General features: G+C 72.4%; 16 protein-coding genes. 9 read left to right on the top strand and 7 right to left on the bottom strand.

The annotated features are described in order from the left end of the window. Positions 1-16: 16 nt before the first annotated feature. Together ACZ7DY_RS30150 and ACZ7DY_RS30145 are read left to right on the top strand one after the other, a co-directional pair. Positions 17-907 (top strand): RNA polymerase sigma-70 factor, encoded by an 891-nt coding sequence (locus tag ACZ7DY_RS30150; protein WP_471140709.1) that lies wholly within the window; start codon positions 17-19, stop codon positions 905-907. Between the two features lie 42 nt (positions 908-949). Beyond that, the gene (locus ACZ7DY_RS30145) at positions 950-1,693 is read left to right on the top strand and encodes an SDR family oxidoreductase (RefSeq protein ID WP_471140706.1); all 744 of its coding nucleotides are present in this window, start codon (positions 950-952) and stop codon (positions 1,691-1,693) included. Positions 1,694-1,732: 39 nt separating this feature from the next. Here the strand turns inward: ACZ7DY_RS30145 and ACZ7DY_RS30140 are convergent, their stop codons facing one another. Then, the gene (locus ACZ7DY_RS30140) at positions 1,733-2,920 is read right to left on the bottom strand and encodes an ROK family transcriptional regulator (RefSeq protein WP_471140703.1); all 1,188 of its coding nucleotides are present in this window, start codon (positions 2,918-2,920) and stop codon (positions 1,733-1,735) included. A gap of 96 nt (positions 2,921-3,016) precedes the next feature. Here ACZ7DY_RS30140 and ACZ7DY_RS30135 point away from each other — a divergent pair, with 96 nt between their 5' ends. The 5 genes from ACZ7DY_RS30135 (at position 3,017) to ACZ7DY_RS30115 (ending at position 8,980) form a co-directional block, all read left to right on the top strand. Beyond that, the gene (locus ACZ7DY_RS30135; protein ID WP_471140700.1) at positions 3,017-4,228 is read left to right on the top strand and encodes an MFS transporter; all 1,212 of its coding nucleotides are present in this window, start codon (positions 3,017-3,019) and stop codon (positions 4,226-4,228) included. A gap of 139 nt (positions 4,229-4,367) precedes the next feature. Next, positions 4,368-5,756 (top strand): uracil-xanthine permease family protein, encoded by a 1,389-nt coding sequence (locus tag ACZ7DY_RS30130; RefSeq protein WP_471140697.1) that lies wholly within the window; start codon positions 4,368-4,370, stop codon positions 5,754-5,756. Between the two features lie 240 nt (positions 5,757-5,996). Further along, a complete protein-coding gene (locus tag ACZ7DY_RS30125; protein ID WP_471140694.1) occupies positions 5,997-7,196 on the top strand; it encodes a Cmx/CmrA family chloramphenicol efflux MFS transporter in 1,200 nt (399 codons plus the stop codon). 35 nt (positions 7,197-7,231) lie between these two features. Next, positions 7,232-7,936, top strand: coding sequence for a DUF5995 family protein (locus ACZ7DY_RS30120; RefSeq protein ID WP_471140692.1), 705 nt, complete (start codon positions 7,232-7,234; stop codon positions 7,934-7,936). A 114-nt stretch (positions 7,937-8,050) separates the two neighbouring features. Then, a complete protein-coding gene (locus ACZ7DY_RS30115; protein ID WP_471140690.1) occupies positions 8,051-8,980 on the top strand; it encodes an LLM class F420-dependent oxidoreductase in 930 nt (309 codons plus the stop codon). 28 nt (positions 8,981-9,008) lie between these two features. On the opposite strand, the gene ACZ7DY_RS30110 is transcribed toward ACZ7DY_RS30115, so the two are convergent. Together ACZ7DY_RS30110 and ACZ7DY_RS30105 are read right to left on the bottom strand one after the other, a co-directional pair. Next, positions 9,009-10,703 (bottom strand): flavin monoamine oxidase family protein, encoded by a 1,695-nt coding sequence (locus ACZ7DY_RS30110; protein WP_471140688.1) that lies wholly within the window; start codon positions 10,701-10,703, stop codon positions 9,009-9,011. Between the two features lie 69 nt (positions 10,704-10,772). After that, the gene (locus tag ACZ7DY_RS30105; RefSeq protein ID WP_471140687.1) at positions 10,773-11,570 is read right to left on the bottom strand and encodes a carbon-nitrogen hydrolase family protein; all 798 of its coding nucleotides are present in this window, start codon (positions 11,568-11,570) and stop codon (positions 10,773-10,775) included. A 410-nt stretch (positions 11,571-11,980) separates the two neighbouring features. Between ACZ7DY_RS30105 and ACZ7DY_RS30100 the strand changes: the two genes are divergently transcribed. Beyond that, on the top strand, positions 11,981-12,562 hold the full coding sequence (locus tag ACZ7DY_RS30100; protein ID WP_471140915.1) for a hypothetical protein: 582 nt from the start codon (positions 11,981-11,983) through the stop codon (positions 12,560-12,562). On the opposite strand, the gene ACZ7DY_RS30095 is transcribed toward ACZ7DY_RS30100, so the two are convergent. The 3 genes from ACZ7DY_RS30095 to ACZ7DY_RS30085 form a co-directional block, all read right to left on the bottom strand. Beyond that, a complete protein-coding gene (locus ACZ7DY_RS30095; RefSeq protein WP_055564807.1) occupies positions 12,559-13,014 on the bottom strand; it encodes an Lrp/AsnC family transcriptional regulator in 456 nt (151 codons plus the stop codon). The two genes, ACZ7DY_RS30100 and ACZ7DY_RS30095, sit on opposite strands and share 4 nt — an antisense overlap. Positions 13,015-13,024: 10 nt before the next feature. Next, positions 13,025-14,494, bottom strand: a complete 1,470-nt coding sequence (locus ACZ7DY_RS30090) for an amino acid permease (protein WP_471140685.1) — start codon at positions 14,492-14,494, stop codon at positions 13,025-13,027. A gap of 250 nt (positions 14,495-14,744) precedes the next feature. Then, entirely contained in the window at positions 14,745-15,191 is a 447-nt protein-coding gene (locus ACZ7DY_RS30085) for a winged helix-turn-helix transcriptional regulator (RefSeq protein WP_471140684.1), read from the bottom strand. Positions 15,192-15,280: 89 nt separating this feature from the next. Here ACZ7DY_RS30085 and ACZ7DY_RS30080 point away from each other — a divergent pair, with 89 nt between their 5' ends. Continuing rightward, complete coding sequence (locus tag ACZ7DY_RS30080; RefSeq protein WP_471140682.1) at positions 15,281-16,090, top strand: NAD(P)H-binding protein; 810 nt, start codon at positions 15,281-15,283, stop codon at positions 16,088-16,090. Positions 16,091-16,169: 79 nt separating this feature from the next. Here the strand turns inward: ACZ7DY_RS30080 and ACZ7DY_RS30075 are convergent, their stop codons facing one another. After that, positions 16,170-17,612 carry a GuaB1 family IMP dehydrogenase-related protein gene (locus ACZ7DY_RS30075; protein ID WP_471140681.1) on the bottom strand — a complete coding sequence of 481 codons (1,443 nt, stop codon included), beginning with the start codon at positions 17,610-17,612 and terminating at the stop codon, positions 16,170-16,172. Positions 17,613-17,641: the final 29 nt, after the last annotated feature.

Below are 17,641 nucleotides of genomic sequence, written 5' to 3'. Positions count from 1 at the left end.
ATGGCACCCTGTGGGTGTGAGCACCGTTGCGGCACTGGCCGAGGAATTCGAGTCCCACCGACCCCGGATGTTCGCGCTTGCCTACCGGCTCCTGGGCTCCGCGCAGGAGGCGGAGGACGCCGTGCAGGACGCGTACCTGCGCTGGAGCGGCGCGCGGCGCGCGGAGATCGAGCAGCCGGGCGCCTGGCTGGCCAAGACGGTCACCAACCTCTGTCTGACCAGGCTCACTTCGGCCCGTGCCCGGCGCGAACAGTACGTGGGCACCTGGCTGCCGGAGCCCGTGATCACCTCCGGCGGGACGCTCGGCCCCCTGGAGTCCGCGGAGCAGCGCGACGCCGTGTCGATGGCGCTGCTCGTCCTCCTGGAGCGGCTCACTCCCAAGGAGCGTGCCGTGTACGTGCTGCGGGAGGCGTTCGCCTACAGCCACCGGGAGATCGCGGACGCCCTGGACACGAGCGAGGCCAACTGCCGTCAGCTGTACCGCAGGGGGGTGCGGGCCGTCGCCGAGGCGCGGGCCCGCTTCAAGCCGGGGCACGAGCTGCGGCAGCAGTTCGTCGAGTCGTTCATCGCCGCCGCCCGCGACGGGGACACCGCGACCCTGGAGAAGACCCTGGCCAGGGACGTGACCTGGTGGGGCGACGGCGGGGGCAGGGCGAGGGCGACCGCCACCCCGATCCACGGCCGCACCGCAGTCCTGCGGTTCCTCGCCGGCATAGTGGAGCACATCGCGGCATCGGACTTCTCGTACGCGGAGGTCAACGGCGGGCCCGCGCTGGTGGTACGCACGGCGGGCCGGATCAGGGCGGTCGTCGCCTTCGAGGGCGGCGACGGTGTGGTCACCGGGGTACGGTCAGTGGTCAATCCGGAGAAGCTGGCCTTCGTGGAGCGGCAGTTGGCCGTCGTGTGACAGCCGCGTCCACGAAGTCCCGTACTGCGAAGGAACCTTGTGATGACGACGATCCTGGTAACCGGCGGCACCGGAACCCTCGGCCGCCACGTGACGGAGAAGCTGCGGGCGGACGGTCACGAGGTGCGGGTGCTCAGCCGCCGCTCCCAGTCGTACGCCGTCGATCTGCGCAAGGGCACCGGTCTGGACGCGGCGGTGGCGGGCGTGGACGTGATCGTGCACTGCGCCTCCACCCCGCGCGGCGGCGACGAGCAGGCCGCGAGGAACCTGATCGGGGCGGCGCGCAAGGCCGGCGTCGCGCACCTGGTCTACATCTCCATCGTCGGCGTCGACCGCCTGCCGATCGGCTACTACAAGTCGAAGCTCGCCGTGGAGCGGCTGGTCGAGGAGTCCGGGCTCGGCTGGACGGTGCTGCGGACCACGCAGTTCCACGATCTGGTCCTGCGGATGATGGAGGCCTCGGCGAAGCTGCCGGTCATGCTGCTGCCCGCCGGGGTGAGTGACCAGCCGATCGAGGTCGCCGAAGTCGCCGACCGCCTCGCGGAGTTGGCGGCGGCGCCGCCGGCCGGCCGGGTCGACGACATGGGAGGCCCCGAGGTCCGCACCTTCCCCGACCTGGCCCGCGCCTATCTGCGGGCGAGCGGGAAGCGGCGGCGTCTGGTGCCGTTGCGGCTCGCGGGCGCCACCTACCGTGCGGCGCGCGCGGGCGGCCATCTGACGCCCGAACGGGCCGTCGGCAAGCGGACGTTCGAGGAGTACCTGGCGGTACGGTCGGGCCGGAAGTAGCCACCCGCCCACCGCGCCCCGGCGGCCGGCATCCGCACCTCAGTGTCCGCGCGAGCGCCCGGGATTCGGCCCGAAGAGGTCGTCCTGCGCCGCGTCCCGGGCGGCGAGCAGCGCGCCCCGCAGCACCGCGGCGCCGCCGAGGGTGCCGGCCCTGACCTCGGTGCGCAGCGGCGACATGGCGCCGACGCGGTCGGCCACGCGGTCGGCGAGCGCGGCGCCGCCCGCGCGGCCCACCTCACCGCCGAGGACGACGCAGCCGGGGTCCAGGATCGCCGCCACCGCGGCCGCGCCGACGGCGACCCGGTCGGCGGCGGCGTCCAGGAACCCGGCCGCGTCACTCACCACCGCGCGCCGCAGGACGTCGGCGGCGGACATGCCCGGTTCCGAAAGGCCGTGCTCCGCGCCGAGTTCACGGAGGGCGGCGGCGCAGGCCAGCGAGTGGAAGCCGCCCTCGCAGCCGGTGGCGGACGGCAGGGAGCCGGTGCCCGGTACGGGCAGGAAGCCGATCTCGCCGGCGCCGCCGGAGGCACCCCGGCGCAGCACGCCGTCGAGGACCACGGCGGCGCCGACGCCGTCCCCGAGCCAGAGCAGCACGAAGGTGTCCCGGTCGTGCGCGGCGCCGTCGCGCCGTTCGGCGCGGGCCGCGAGGTTGGTCTCGTTCTCCACCAGGACGCGGGCGCCGAGCCGCTCATGGAGGGCCCCGGCGAGGCGGCGGTGCCAGGCGGGCAGCGAGGACGTGTCGTGCAGGTCGCCGGTGGCGGGGTCGATGAGGCCGGGGGCGCCGATGCCGACGGTGTGCAGCCGCTGGACGCCGCCCTCGCGGGCCGTGCGCTCGACGAGGGCGACGGCGCGCTCGACGGCGGGCCCGGTGCCGGTGTCGCCGCCGATGGGCGCGGAGGCCTCGGCGAGCACCGCGCCGAGCAGGTCGGTCACGACAACGGAGACGCTCTCGGTGCGCACGTCGAGGGCGGCGAGGTGGGCGCGGTCGGCGACTATGCCGTAGAGCCGGGCATTGGGGCCGCGCCGCTGGGCCCCGGCCTCGCCGACGACCGTGATGAGCCCGGAGCCCTGGAGCCGTTCGACGAGGTCGGCGACCGAGGGCCGCGAGAGGCCGGTGAGCTGCTTCAACTGGTTGGCGGTCAGCGGCCCTTCGCTCTGCAGGAGGCCCAGCGCGAGCCGGTCGTTGATGGCCCGGGCGGTACTCGGTGAGGCAGGCGAGACAGGCATGGCCGGATCCTCCCACAGAAACGTTCTATTTATCAGGCAGGGTTCCTGATAGTTTACGTCGCCGAAGCGGGGCAGCACTCGGGAGGGCGGAGCACAATGAGTGAAGTGGTCGTCGACGCACACCGGTTGAGGAAGGCGCGGATCGCCGTGGCGGCCGTCTTCTGCGCGCACGGCGCGGTCACGGGCTCCTTCGCGACCCGGGTGCCCTGGATCCAGGACCATGCGGGCGTCAGCGCGGGCATGCTCGGCCTCGCCCTCGCCTTCCCCGCGATCGGCGCCTCCGTCGCGATGCCGCTCGCGAGCCGCATCAGCCACCGCTTCGGCGCCCGGAACGCGCTGCGCGGGCTGCTCGCGATGTGGACGCTCGCGCTGGTCCTGCCGTCGCTCGCGCCCAACCTGCCCACGCTCTGCCTGGCGCTGCTCGTGTACGGCGCGACCTCGGGCATGTCCGACGTGACGATGAACGCGATCGGCGTCGAGACCGAGACACTGATGCGGAAGTCGATCATGTCGGGGCTGCACGGCATGTGGAGCGTCGGCGCCCTGATCGGCTCGGCGGCCGGCACCGTCGCCGCGCACCTGGGCTCCGACGCCCGGCTGCACCACGCGCTCGCCGCGGCGGCGCTCACCGTCATCGGCCTCCTCGCCTGCCAGGGCGTCCTCGACGTGCAGGCCGAACCAGAGGAGGAGGCGCCGCCACGGTTCTCGCTGCCGCCCAAGTCGGCGCTGCTGATCGGGGCGGTCGGTTTCTGCGCGGTCTTCGCGGAGGGCGCGAGCCTGGACTGGTCGGCGGTCTACCTGCGGGACGTCCTGGACACCTCGGCCGGTGTCGCCGCCGCGTCGACCACCGGCTTCACCCTCACCATGGCCGTCGCCCGGCTCGCGGGCGACGCGGTGGTGAACCGCTTCGGCGCGGTGCGCACGGTGCGGGCGGGGGGTGTGCTCGCGGTGCTCGGCGGGCTCCTCGTGGTCCTCGCCCCGCACCCGGTCGTGGCCATGGCCGGATTCGCCCTCCTCGGTCTCGGCATCGCGGTCGTGGTGCCGCTCGCCTTCGCCGCGGCCGGCCGCAGCGGCCCCAACCCCAGCCAGGCCATCGCGGGCGTCGCCACCATCACGTACACCTCGGGTCTCATCGCGCCGTCGGCGATCGGCACGCTGGCGGACGCGACGAGCCTGGTCACCTCCTTCGGTCTGGTGACGCTGCTCGCCTGCGGTCTGACCGCCTTCGCGGGCGTGCTGCGCGCCGACGGCCGCAAGGCCGCCGGGTCCAGGTCCACCGACGCGGCGGCCCCCGGTCCGAGGTCCTGACGTCGCCCGGCGACCGTCCCGACCCGGGGGCGGCCGTCCCGCGCCGGGAGAATCCGCACTGACGTCGCATTAACATGGCGTGGATCATTTCGGGCCACGCACCACGGCCCGGCTCGGCGCACAGAAAGCGACACTCACCATGGATCTCGGCGTGCGCTGGAAACTCCACGGCGACGGCCGCACCCCCGCCCCGGGCGCCGTCGTCCGACCCGACGAGCGGCTCTCGTGGCCGCGGACCTTCGGCCTCGGCGCCCAGCACGTGGTGGCGATGTTCGGGGCCTCCTTCGTGGCCCCCGTCCTCATGGGCCTCGACCCGAACCTGGCCATCATGATGTCGGGCGTCGCGACCGTCATCTTCCTGCTCGCCACCCGCGGCCGGGTCCCCAGCTACCTCGGCTGCTCGCTCTCCTTCGTGGGCGTCGCCGCCGTCATCCGCGCCCAGGGCGGCTCCAGCGCGACGGTGACCGGCGCGGTCCTCGTCGTCGGTGCCGTGCTGTTCCTGGTCGGCCTGGCGGTGCAGCGGTTCGGGGCGCGGATCATCCACGCCGCGATGCCGCCGATCGTGACCGGCGCGGTCGTCATGCTGATCGGCTTCAACCTGGCCCCGGTCACCGCCTCGACGTACTGGCCGCAGGACCAGTGGACGGCGCTCCTGGTGATGCTGTTCACCGGATTGGCCGTGGTCTGCCTGCGCGGCTTCTTCTCCCGTATCGCGATCTTCCTCGGCCTGATCTTCGGATACGGCATCTCCTGGCTCTTCGACCAGATCTTCGGCAAGATCCACTCGGCGGACGGCTCCGGCAAGGTCGTCGACCATCTGCGCCTCGACCTGTCCGCCGTCGGCAAGGCCGACTGGATCGGCCTGCCCTCCTTCCACGGGCCGAGCTTCGAGTGGTCGGCGATCCTCGTGGCGCTGCCCGTCGTCATCGCGCTCGTCGCGGAGAACGCCGGACACGTCAAGGCGGTCGGCGAGATGACCGGCGACAACCTCGACGACAAGCTCGGCACGGCGATCTCCGCCGACGGCGCCGCGTCCATGCTCTCCACCGCGGTCGGCGGCCCGCCCAACACGACGTACTCCGAGAACATCGGCGTGATGGCGGCGACGCGCGTCTACTCGACGGCCGCCTACTGGGCGGCGGCCTGCTTCGCGCTGCTCTTCGGCCTCTGCCCCAAGTTCGGCGCGGTCGTGGCCGCCATCCCGGGCGGTGTGCTCGGCGGCATCACCGTCATCCTGTACGGGATGATCGGCCTGCTCGGCGCGCAGATCTGGATCAACGCCAAGGTCGACCTGCGCAACCCGCTGAACCTGGTGCCGGCCGCCGCGGGCATCATCATCGGCGTCGGCGGCGTCTCCCTGAAGATCAGCGACAACTTCGAGCTGAGCGGCATCGCGCTCGGCACGATCGTCGTCATCACCGGCTACCACGTGCTGCGCGCGTTCGCCCCGGCGCACCTCAAGTCCCAGGAACCGCTGTTGGATGCGGGCACGTCGACGTACGACGACGAGAGCGCGACGAGCAAGTAATCCGCTGGACGGGGCGCGCCCCCGCTGTCTAAGGTGCGCGCCATGTCCTCTCCCGAGTCCGACAGACTCCGGCCACCGGTCGTCCGGTGGCTTCCCGTGCTCTCGCGCTGATCCACGCGCCGCGCCCGCACAGCCCCGCTGTGTCCGCGCGGCCGTCCGCGACGCCGGTGCCTTTCCCCGCCGGACCACCGCCCCGTGTCCCGATCTTCCTGATCCACACCGTGGTTGCGGAGTCCTGCTGTGCCCTTTGCCCTCTACCTGCTGGGCCTTGCCGTTTTCGCGCAAGGCACCTCCGAGTTCATGCTGTCCGGCCTGGTCCCGGACATCGCGCGCGATCTGGCCGTCCCCATTCCCACCGCCGGCCATCTGACCTCGGCGTTCGCCGTCGGCATGGTGGTCGGCGCGCCCCTGATGGCCGCCCTGAGCCGCCGCTTCGCGCGGCGGAGCGCTCTCCTGGTCTTCCTGACCGTCTTCCTGCTCGTCCACGTCATCGGCGCGCTCACCACGAGCTTCGCCGTGCTGCTCGCCACCCGTGTCGTCGGCGCCCTCGCCAACGCCGGGTTCCTCGCCGTCGCCCTGGTCACCGCCACGAGCATGGTCGGGCCCGGCGCCACGGGGCGCGCCACGTCCACGCTGCTCGGCGGCGTGACCGTCGCCTGCGTCGCGGGGGTCCCCGCAGGGGCGCTGCTCGGCGAAGTGTGGGGCTGGCGTTCGGCGTTCTGGGCCGTGGCGCTGCTCTCGCTGCCCGCCGTCTTCGCCATCGCGCGGGCGGTGCCGCCCGGGGCCCCGGAGGCCGGGGGGCCGGGAGCGCTCGGTGAGCTGCGGGCGCTGCGCTCTCCCCGGCTCCTGGTGACGCTGCTGCTCGGCGCGCTGGTCAACGGCGCGACGTTCTGCACGTTCACGTATCTGGCGCCGCTGATCACCCGCGTCACGGGGCTCGGCGCCAGCTGGGTGCCGGTGATCCTCGCCCTGTTCGGCATCGGCTCCTTCGTCGGGGTCACGGTGGGCGGCCGGGTCGCGGACGTGCGGCCCGTGCCGCTGTTGGTGTCCGGCTCGCTCGCGCTGCTCGCCGGCTGGGTCCTGCTGGCGGTGACGGCCGCCGAGACGGTGGCGGTGGTCGTCCTTGTCCTGGTCCAGGGGGCGCTGTCGTTCGGCGTCGGGTCCACGCTCATCGCGCGGGCGCTGTACGCGGCGGCCGACGCGCCCCACCTGGCGGGCGGGTTCGCCACGGCCGCGTTCAACGTGGGCGGCGCGGCCGGCCCCTACCTCGGCGGTCTGGCGATCTCCGCGGGGCTCGGCTACCGCTCGCCCCCGTGGGTCAGCGCGCTGCTGGTGGCGGCGGCCCTGGTGACCGGGGCGGTGGCGCTCGGCAGGGGCCGGGGGGCGGCCGGTTCCGGTGGCGTGCGTTCCCTCGTTTCGGGGAAGCCGCCGGTGCGCTGACGCCGGGGCCGGTCCCGGGCTGGGACCCTGCCCCCATGGCGCAGTGGGAGCGGTTGGCGGAGTTCGGGGCCCCGGCGTACGGGGTCGACGGCGTGGTGGCACGGATGCGGGCGCTCGGCGACGACTGGCCGCCGCGCGACGGGGTCGCCGTCTTCAACCGCGTCTATCTGTCGGTGACCGAGGAGCTCGCCCGGCTCCTCGGCGCCGGCACCCTGCCCGGCGTCCACCCCGCGGTCACGCTGAACGTCCGGTTCGCCGAGCGTTACTTCGCGGCCGTCGAGGCGGCCGCCGAGGGTCGCCGCCCGCCCGCCTGCTGGCGTCCGCTGTTCCAGTACCGCCGCCATCCGGGCGTGCGCCCCCTGCAGTTCGCGCTCGCGGGGATCAACGCCCACATCGGGCACGACCTGGCGCTCGCCCTCGTGGACGCCAGCCGCTCGCTCGGCTGTGAACCGGCCGATCTGGAGGACGAGTTCGACCGGGTCGGCGATGTCCTCGTCACGCTGGAGGAGCGCATCCGCGAAGAGCTGATGCCCGGCCCCGACCTGCTCCAGGTCGGGGACCCGCTGACGCATCTGGCGGGTTCGTGGAGCCTGGAGCGGGCCAGGGACGGCGCATGGGCGTCGGCGCGCGCGCTCTGGGCGCTGCGCGATCTGCCGGGCGTCGCCGAGGAGTTCGGCGAGCGCCTCGACGGGGCGGTGGGCCTGGTGGGGCGGATCCTGCTGACGCCCCTGCCGGACTGACGCGACGCGTCCGCCCGTCGGCCGCTTTCGGCCACGCCCGGCCCGGCCGACGGTGAACTCCCGCCCGGTCGTTGTACGTTGAACCGACCGATCCCGAAGCGAAGGAGCACCGGAATGGCGACCGCACTCGGACTGAGTCTTCCGCAGGGCAGGCAGTACGCCATCGGATCCGACGTCCCCGCGGTGGCCCGGGCCGCCGAGGACATCGGCTACGAGAGCCTGTGGGTCTTCGAGCGCATCCTCTACCCCGAGCCCGCCACCCAGGGCCTGTACGGGATCCCGGACCTGCCCTGGCCCGACTCGTACCGCTCGGTCGCCGACCCCCTGGTCACCCTGGCGCTCGCCGCGGCGGCCACCGAGCACGCCCGTCTCGGCACCAGCGTGCTGGTCGCGCCGCTGCACGTGCCGTTCCAACTCGCCCGCTCGCTGGCCACGTTGGACGCGGCGAGCGGCGGCCGGGTCGTCGCGGGCCTCGGCACCGGCTGGTCCCACGACGAGTACGCGGCCGCCTCGGTCGCCCCCTTCGAGCGGCGCGGGAAGGTCCTGGACGAGCTGATCGACGTCTGCCACGCGGTGTGGGGCCCGGACCCGGTGTCGTACGAAGGGGAGCTCACCACCATCGCGCCCTCGGTGGTGGGCCCGAAGCCCGCCCGCCCGATCCCCATCCTGCTCCCCGCCAACAGCCCGCGGGCCCTGCGCAGGCTCGTGGAGCGCGCCGACGGCTGGATGCCGGTGGCCAGGGGCGCCGAGGTGCTCGCCGAGCAGTGGGCCGGGGTGCGCGAGGCGGCCGCGGCGCGGGGCCGCGAGAAGCCGGTCCGGAGCGTGCTGCGGGCCAACGCCAGGTACACGAAGAAGCCGTACGAGGGCCCGGACCGCCCCCCGTTCCGCGGCAGCGTCGCACAGATCGTCGAGGACCTGGCGGCCCATGCCGCGGTGGGCGTCGACGAGATCCTGGTCGAGCTCGGCGAGTCCGCGCGGGACGCGCAGGAGCTCAAGGACCTCGCCGCGCAGGTGTACGAGGAGGCACGGGCCGCCGGGGTCTGACCGGCGGAACCCGTCCGGGCCGCGCTCCTCAGTCCTCCGGCAGCTCCACCGGCGCGATCTCGTCGTACACGTCGCCGGGGCCGGGGTTGGTGGCGTCGGTCTCGCCGCCGAAGTGGTGCATCACGCCCCACACGGCGTTGAGCGCGGTCTGGATGGCGCCCTCGGCCCAGCCGGCGGTCCAGGAGATGTCGTCGCCGGCGAGGAAGATGCCGCGCTTGTCCTCGGGCAGGTTCTCCTGCATGAAGTGGGTGAACAGGCGCCGCTGGTAGCGGTAGTGGCCCGGCAGGTTCGCCTTGAAGGCGCCCATGAAGTAGGGCTCGTTCTCCCACGAGACGGTCACCGGGTTGCCGATGATGTGGCTGCGGATGTCGACCTTCGGGTAGATCTCGCCGAGCGACTTGAGCATGACCTCCATGCGCTCGTTCGCCGACAGCGGCAGCCACTTCAGGCTGTCGTCGCACCAGGTGTAGGAGAGGCAGATGACGGCGGGCTTGTCCGGACCGTCGTCCAGGAGGTAGGTGCCGCGGGTCATGCGGTCGGTGAGCGTCATCGACATGACGTCACGGCCGGTCTCCTCGTCCTTGTCGAGCCAGAACGGACGGTCCACCGGCACGAAGAGCTTCGAGCTCTCCATGTAGTGGGTGCGCTCCATCGCCGTCCAGTGGTCGATCGGGAAGAGCGAGTCGTCGCACTCGATCTTGGAGAGCAGCATCCAGGACTGGGCGGTGAAGATCGCCGCCCGGTAGGTGCGGATGTCGCCGGAGGCGTCCGTGACGGTGACGCGGTTGCCCGCGGTGCGGTTCAGGCGGGTCACGGCCGGCTTCGGCTCGCCGCCCTCGTGCAGGGACTTCAGGGACGTGCCGGGCTCCCAGTGCACGATCTTCTGCGGCTCGCGCTCCCACAGGCGCAGGGGCAGCTGCTGGCTGCCGCCGACGATGCCGCGGTGGTGGTCGTCGGCCTCGGTGTAGACGACCCGCAGGATCTCCAGGATGGAGTTGGGGAAGTCGGTGTCCCAGCCGCCGGTGCCGAAGCCGACCTGGCCGAAGATCTCGCGGTGCCGGAAGGACTTGAACGCCTCGGAGTCGCAGAGGAAGCCGTAGAAGGTCTGGTTGTCGAGCTTCTCGACGAGCTGCGCCCAGATCTCACGGATCTTCGGGACGTCGCGCTCGCGCAGGGCGCGGTTCATCTCGGAGAAGTCCGCGCCCTCTTCGAGACAGTCGGCCCAGGCCTTCGCCACGTCGCGGTAGACCTGCGGCAGGTCGGCGACGGTCTCGGCGTAGTGCGACTCGCCCTTGAGGTCCACGACCGTGGAGGGGGTCGACTCGGCGAGCGGGTTCGGGAAGGCGCGGGTCTTCAGGCCCACCAGGTCGATGTAGTGCTGGAGCGCCGTGGAGGACGGCGGGAAGCGCATGGCGCCCATCTCGGCGGTCAGGTCGGCGTCGCACCCGTCGAAGCCGACCGTGCGCAGCCGGCCGCCGATCTGGTCGGCCTCGTAGACGACGGGCTTGAGGCCCATCTTCATCAGTTCGTACGCGGCGACGATGCCGGAGAGACCGCCGCCGATGACGGCGACCTCGGTGCCGTGCTCGGTCGCGGGTATCTGGCCGAGGCCCGCGGGGTGCGCGAGGAAGTCGTCGTACGCGTAAGGGAAGTCCGGGCCGAACATGGTGATGGGCGGCTGCGCGTCGGTGTGCTGGATGGCGGTGGGCACCGTGGACGTCATGGGGCAGGGACTCCTTGCACGAACAACTGAGGGGAAGACGAGGGGGGCGGGCGACGAGGTGGGGCGGGCTCAGACGAGGGACGCGTACAGGCCGGGGCGGCGGTCGCGCAGGTAGGGGTTGGTCTCGCGGGAGGCGGCCAGGAACTCCGGGTCGACGTCGCCGAGGACCAGCTCCTCACCGCGGCCGGCGCGGGCGCGCGTCACGCCGTCGGGACCGGCCAGCGTGGAGAGCCCGACGAACTCGAACTCGCCCTCGGGGCCGACCCGGTTCACGTACGCCACGTACATCTGGTTCTCGAAGGCACGCACCGGTACGACGGACTCGGCGACGAACTGGAAGGGGTGCATCTGCGCGGTGGGGACCACGAGCAGGTCGGTGCCGGCGAGGGCGTGCGCGCGGACGTTCTCCGGGAACTCCACGTCGTAGCAGATCATGAGGCCGATCCGGACGCCCCCCAGCTCGGCCTGGACGACGCTCTGCTCGCCGGGGGTGAAGGCGTCGCGTTCGAAGCCGCCGAAGAGGTGGGTCTTGCGGTAGTTCGCGAGCCGGGTCCCGTCCGGGCCGATCAGCTGGACGGAGTTGAAGACGGTGTCGCCGTCGCGCTCCGGGTAGCCGTAGGCGATGCCGACCCCGTGGCGTGCCGCGGTCTCGGCGAGGGCCTTCGCGGAGTCGCCGTCCGCGGGCTCGGCGAGCCGGGCGATGTCGTCGCCGATCGCGTAGCCGGTGAGGAACAGCTCGGGCGCGACCAGCAGCCCGGCGCCGGCCTCCGCGGCGCGCCGCGCGGCCCCGTCAAGCGCCGTGAGGTTCTCGGCGACGGATCCGAGGCGCCCCGAACTCTGGAGCAGGGCGGTGCGCAGCGCAGGCATGGCGGAACCTCAAGGCGTACGGAGGGGAAGGCGGGGTCGATAAGACGGTACGGTCGGCGGGCGTATGCGGACAAGGTGTGACCGTTGCGGGCAGCTGCGCGATCTGTTGCGCGTGCGGGCGCGGGGACGGCGATTCGTTGCGTGCCGACCGTACACAGGTGCGACGTGGGTATCGGGAGCGTCATCCCTGAGGCGCAGGAGAGGTACGGATGCCCCCGTCGCGCGGGGGAAATGAGGTGCGGCCCGTGGCCGGACGTGCCGGACCCCCGTTCCGCGAGACCGTGATCACGCCCGGAGAGACCGGGTGAACGGCCCCGGCGACGGAGGACTCCCCCGTGAACGGCACCAGCACCCCCCGCACGAACAAGGCCCGCACCGGCACGCACCGCCCCCACCCCCGCGCCCTCGCCGTGGCGGCCGCGCTGCTGCTCACCGTGGGGGCGGCGGGCGTGGCCGCCGCGGCCGGTGACGGCACGGCGCGCCCCACGACGCACGGCGCCGGAGAGCGGGGGAAGGAACGCGAGGCCGCCGCGCTCACCGGCTCGGCGAAGATGTACCGCACGACGGCCGACGACGTGACGTTCACCTTCGACGCGCATCTGGCGGCCGGGGACCGCAAGGACCCGTCGAAGGCGACCGGCACCTTCCGCTTCGTCCACCTCGACCGGCCGGGCGGCGAGGCCCGCTGGGCCGAGGGCCGCATCGACTGCCTGATGACGGGCGGGAAGGTCGCCACCGCCACCGGTGTCATCACCGGCACCAACCTGAAGGGCATCGAGGGCAAGCGGGTCGGCTTCACCGTCGACGACCGGGGCCGCCACGACCGGGTCGGGTACAGCTGGGCGGCCTACGGGGTCACTGATGCGCAGCCTGACACCCTGGCCAAGTGCGCGAGCTCGGCGCCGTACGAGAAGGTCAGGCAGGGCACGGGCGACTTCGACGTCGTCCCGTGGAAGGTCCCGTACCCCACGGCTCCGCGGCCGAGGAGCTAGGCGGGGGACCCCGAAGAGAACCGCCGCATCAGGGGCGAGAGCACGAGCACGGACTTCGTCCGTTCCACGAACGGCTCCCCCGCGATCCGTTCGAGCACCCGCTCGAAGTGCCGCATGTCCGCGGCGAAGACCTGGACGATCGCGTCCGCGTCACCGGTGACGGTGGACGCGGACGCGATCTCCGGGTACCGCTCCAGACCCCGCTGGATCGCCTCCGGCGAGGTGTTCCGGCGACAGTAGATCTCGATGAACCCTTCGGTCTCCCAGCCGAGCGCGGCGGGGTCGACCCGCACCGTGAAGCCCGTGATGGCTCCGGTGGCCCGCAGCCGGTCCACGCGCCGCTTCACGGCGGGCGCGGAGAGTCCGACCAGCTGGCCGATGTCGGCGTAGGAGCGGCGGGCGTCCTCGGCGAGGGCGTGCACGATGCGTTCGTCGAGATCGTTCAGTCGCACGGGGGGTGGATCACTTCTCTGCTGTGGCCAATCGGGAGCGGCGCATGCCGTACAGGAAGTAGAACACGAGGCCGACGGCCATCCAGACACCGAACACGACCCAGGTGATGGAGTCGAGGCTGAACATGTTGTACGCGCAGAAGCCGAAGCCGAGGACAGGGAAGAGCCAGCCGAGCGGCACCCGGAAGGTGCGGGGCATGTCCGGGCGCGTCCGGCGCAGCACGATCACGGCGACGTTGACCAGGCCGAAGGCGAAGAGCGTGCCGATGCTGGTGGCGTCGACGAGCTTGCCGAGCGGGATGACGGAGGCCAGCGCGCCGCAGAACAGCGAGACGATGACGGTGTTCACGCGGGGCGTGCCGGTCTTCCCGCTGACCTTGCCGAACACCTTGGGCACCAGGCCGTCGCGGGACATGGCGAACAGGACGCGGGTCTGGCCGTAGAGGACGGTCAGGACGACGGAGGCGATGGAGATGACCGCGCCGGCGGCGAGGATCGTGCCCCACATGTGCTGCCCGGTGACGTCGTTCATGATCGCGGCGAGCGTCGCCTCGGAACCCTCGAAGTCCTTCCAGTTCCAGGCGCCGACGGCGACGGCGGCGACCAGGACGTAGAGCGCGGTGACGATGATCAGCGAGAGCATGATCGCGCGGGGCAGGTCGCGCTGCGGGTTCTTCGCCTCCTCACCGGCGGTGGAGGCGGCGTCGAAGCCGATGTAGGAGAAGAACAGGCTCGCGGCCGCGCCGCTGACGCCGGCGGTGCCGAGCGGCATGAAGTCCGAGTAGTTGCCGGACTTGAAGCCCATGAAGCCGATGGTGCAGAAGAGCACGAGCGCGGCGATCTTCACGATGACCATGATCGTGTTGGCGGTCGCCGACTCCTTGGCGCCGCCGAGCAGGAAGACCATGGCGAGCAGCACGACGATCAGGCCGGGCAGGTTGATGATCGCGCCGTCGACCTCGCCGGGCGCCGCGGAGAGCGCGTCGGGGATGGTGACGCCGATCGTCCCGTCGAGCAGCTCGTTGAGGTACTCGCCCCAGCCGACGGCGACGGCTGCGACCGAGACGCCGTACTCCAGGACCAGGCACCAGCCGCAGACCCAGGCGATGAGTTCGCCCATCGTTGCGTACGCGTACGAGTAGGAGGAGCCGGCGACCGGGATGGAGCCGGCCAGCTCGGCGTACGAGAGCGCCGAGAAGAGGGCGGTGAGTCCGGCGATCACGAAGGAGATCGTGACGGCGGGCCCGGCCTTCGGGACGCTCTCGCCGAGGACGACGAAGATGCCGGTACCGAGCGTGGCACCGATGCTGATCATCGTCAGCTGCCACATTCCGAGGGAGCGCCGCAGCGAGCCACCCTCACCCTGGCCACCCTCGGCGACCAGGCTTTCGACCGGCTTGCGCCGCATCAGACGGCTGCCGAGGCCAGGGACGCCCGAGGGGCGTGGGCGGTTCTGCGGGGGTGCGCCTTGGTCGAGCACGCGCTGGCTCCTTCATCGCTGCCGGTCAGGGCGGCGGGGACCCAGGGCGCCCGTGCTAGGAGACGGGAACCACCGAGCAGGCAGTCCCCGCCACACCACGTACAGCGCAGACTCTAGAGTCCACGCCTTCCCGACCGTAATGCAGCAACCTTGCGTACCGATGAATGATCATTGCGCACTTCCGTCAGATGCGTCTCTTCGTTGCGCCGTCCGTTTCGTCCGTTGCGCGCCGAGGGGCCGGACCAGGTGTTCAGCCGTGCGTCGCGTCGTACCGTTCGCGGGCCTCCGCGATGGCCGGACGGTGGTCGATGGACCAGTCGGCGAGGGCCTTCACCAGGCGGGTGAGGCTGTGGCCGAGCTCCGTGAGCTCGTACTCCACCTGGGGCGGGATCGTCGGGTACACGGTGCGCTTGACCAGGCCGTCGCGCTCCAGGCGCCGCACGGTGAGGGTGAGCATGCGCTGCGAGATGTCGCCGTGGATCCTGCGCTGCAGCTCCTTGAACCGCAGGACGCCCGAGGCCAGTTCGACCACGACGTACACGGACCACTTGTCGCCGAGCCGGTCGAGGACGTCCCGTACACCGCACTCGTCCTGCGGTGTCTCACAGCTGATCACCGGCTCGACGGCACCCCCGGCCGCACCCCGGGCGGGGGCCGGGATCGAGGGGGTGGTTACCGCCGTGTGCCCTGCTGACATGAGAGTGCCTCCTTATGCGGCCGCGCGCCGTGCATGACGATGTTCGCATCCGGTCAACGGCCGGCCACGTTCACAAGGGGGACTCTTCCATGATCATGATCACCGGTGCCACGGGCGCCCTCGGCACCCTCGTCACCGCCCGCCTCACGGGCCGGGACGACGTCGTCATCGGCTCCCGCAACCCCGCTCCCGGCGGGCGCCGCATCGACTTCGACGACCCGTCCTCCCTGGACTTCACCGGCGTCGACACGCTGCTGATCATCTCCGCCGGGGCCGCCGAGGACGACGTCGTGATCGCCCGCCACGAGGCCGCGGTCTCGGCCGCCGAGAAGGCCGGGGTGCGCCACCTCGTCTACACCAGCCTGAGCGGCGACGGCGACCACCTGACGTACGCCCTCGCCCACCGCTGGACCGAGCGCAGACTGCGCCGCTCCACGCTCGACTGGACGGTGCTGCGCAACGGCCTGTACGCGGAGTTCCTCGCGGCCATCGCCGCGCCCGGCCCGGACGGCACCATCGCCGCGCCGCTCGGCACGGGCCGGCTGGCCGCCGTGGCGCGCGAGGACCTGGCCGAGGCCGCCGTGCGGGTGGTGCAGGACCCGGCCCCGCACGCCGGCCGCACCTACGAGCTGGTCGGCGAAGAGCCCCTCGGCGGCGCCGACCTGGCGGCCGCGACCGGCGGCGCCTACGAACCCGGCACGCTCGCCGCCACCCGCGAGGCGATCACGGCCGCCGGACAGGCGCTGCCCTTCCAGGTGCCGATGCTCCTGAGCACCTACTCGGCGATCTCCGGCGGCTTCCTGGACGGCACGGCCATCGGGGAGAACGCCCTGCGCACCCTCCTCGGCCGCGCGCCGCGCAGCGCCCTGGAGACGTACGTGGCGACCCTCGGCCGCTGACCCCCGGCCACCCCCGCCCGGAACGCGGGACGGCCCCCACGGGCGAACCGTGGGGACCGTCGGACCGTCTTGACGAGGCTTACTGCCAGCTGGCGTGCAGCGGCTTGCCCTCGGCGTAGCCCGCGGCACTCTGGATGCCGACCGTGGCCTTCTCGGCGAACTCCTCCAGGGAGGCCGCGCCCGCGTACGTGCAGGACGAGCGGACGCCCGCGATGATCGAGTCGATCAGGTCCTCGACGCCCGGCCTCGCCGGGTCGAGGAACATGCGGGAGGTGGAGATGCCCTCCTCGAAGAGCGCCTTGCGGGCCCGGTCGTACGCCGACTCCTCGCTGGTGCGGTTGCGCACCGCGCGCGCCGACGCCATGCCGAACGACTCCTTGTACAGGCGGCCGTTGGCGTCCTGCTGGAGGTCGCCCGGGGACTCGTACGTGCCCGCGAACCAGGAGCCGATCATGACGTTCGAGGCGCCTGCGGCCAGCGCCATGGCGACGTCACGGGGGTGCCGGACACCGCCGTCGGCCCAGACGTGCTTGCCGAACTTCTTGGCCTCGGCGGCGCATTCGAGCACCGCGGAGAACTGCGGGCGGCCGACACCGGTCATCATGCGCGTGGTGCACATGGCGCCGGGGCCCACGCCGACCTTGATGATGTCCGCGCCGGCCTCGATCAGGTCGCGCACGCCCTCGGCGGCGACGATGTTGCCCGCGACGATCGGCACCTGCGGGTCGAGTCCGCGCACGGCCTTGACCGCGGCGATCATCGACTCCTGGTGGCCGTGCGCGGTGTCGACGACGAGCGTGTCGACTCCGGCGTCGAGGAGCTGCTTGGCCTTGCCCGCCACGTCGCCGTTGATGCCGACGGCGGCGGCGATGCGCAGCCCGCCGTTGGCGTCGACGGCCGGGGTGTAGAGCGTGGCGCGCAGGGCGCCCGTGCGGGTGAGGATGCCGGCGAGGCGGCCGTCCTTGTCCACGGCAGGGGCGTACCGGCGGTTGGCGTGGTCCAGCTTGTTGAACGCGTCGCGCGGGTCGATGTCGGCGTCCAGGAGCAGCAGGTCCCTGGACATGACCTCGGAGAGCTGCGTGAAGCGGTCGACACCGCTCAGGTCGGTGTCGGTGACGACACCGACGGGCTTCTGGTCGTCGTCGACGACCACGCCGGCGTTGTGGGCGCGCTTGGGCAGCAGGGCCAGCGCGTCGGCGACGGTCTGCGTGGGGGCCAGGACGATCGGGGTGTCCAGGACGTGGTGGCGCGTCTTGACCCAGGAGACGACCTCGGTGACGACCTCGATCGGGATGTCCTGGGGAATGACCACCATGCCGCCGCGGCGGGCGACGGTCTCGGCCATGCGCCGGCCGGCGATCGCGGTCATGTTGGCGACGACCAGCGGGATCGTGGTGCCCGTGCCGTCGGGCGAGGCCAGGTCGACGCCCTGGCGGGAGCCGACGGCGGAGCGCCTCGGGACCATGAAGACGTCGTCGTACGTCAGGTCGTACGCAGGCTGGATGTCATTGAGGAAGCGCACGTGCTGCTCATCCCAGTCGATCAGAGGTG

It is taken from the genome of Streptomyces sp. NPDC037013, assembly GCF_055607265.1.
This window is presented reverse-complemented; position numbering and strand designations above follow the sequence as displayed.

What these genes read in the sequence shown, in the direction of transcription:
- ACZ7DY_RS30145 (WP_471140706.1), top strand. Translation starts at nt 950, where the DNA reads ATGACGACGATCCTGGTAACCGGCGGCACCGGAACCCTCGGCCGCCAC.
- ACZ7DY_RS30120 (WP_471140692.1), top strand. Translation starts at nt 7,232, where the DNA reads ATGGCGCAGTGGGAGCGGTTGGCGGAGTTCGGGGCCCCGGCGTACGGG.
- ACZ7DY_RS30140 (WP_471140703.1), bottom strand. Translation starts at nt 2,920, where the DNA reads ATGCCTGTCTCGCCTGCCTCACCGAGTACCGCCCGGGCCATCAACGAC.
- ACZ7DY_RS30115 (WP_471140690.1), top strand. Translation starts at nt 8,051, where the DNA reads ATGGCGACCGCACTCGGACTGAGTCTTCCGCAGGGCAGGCAGTACGCC.
- ACZ7DY_RS30080 (WP_471140682.1), top strand. Translation starts at nt 15,281, where the DNA reads ATGATCATGATCACCGGTGCCACGGGCGCCCTCGGCACCCTCGTCACC.
- ACZ7DY_RS30110 (WP_471140688.1), bottom strand. Translation starts at nt 10,703, where the DNA reads ATGACGTCCACGGTGCCCACCGCCATCCAGCACACCGACGCGCAGCCG.
- ACZ7DY_RS30105 (WP_471140687.1), bottom strand. Translation starts at nt 11,570, where the DNA reads ATGCCTGCGCTGCGCACCGCCCTGCTCCAGAGTTCGGGGCGCCTCGGA.
- ACZ7DY_RS30085 (WP_471140684.1), bottom strand. Translation starts at nt 15,191, where the DNA reads ATGTCAGCAGGGCACACGGCGGTAACCACCCCCTCGATCCCGGCCCCC.
- ACZ7DY_RS30130 (WP_471140697.1), top strand. Translation starts at nt 4,368, where the DNA reads ATGGATCTCGGCGTGCGCTGGAAACTCCACGGCGACGGCCGCACCCCC.
- ACZ7DY_RS30135 (WP_471140700.1), top strand. Translation starts at nt 3,017, where the DNA reads ATGAGTGAAGTGGTCGTCGACGCACACCGGTTGAGGAAGGCGCGGATC.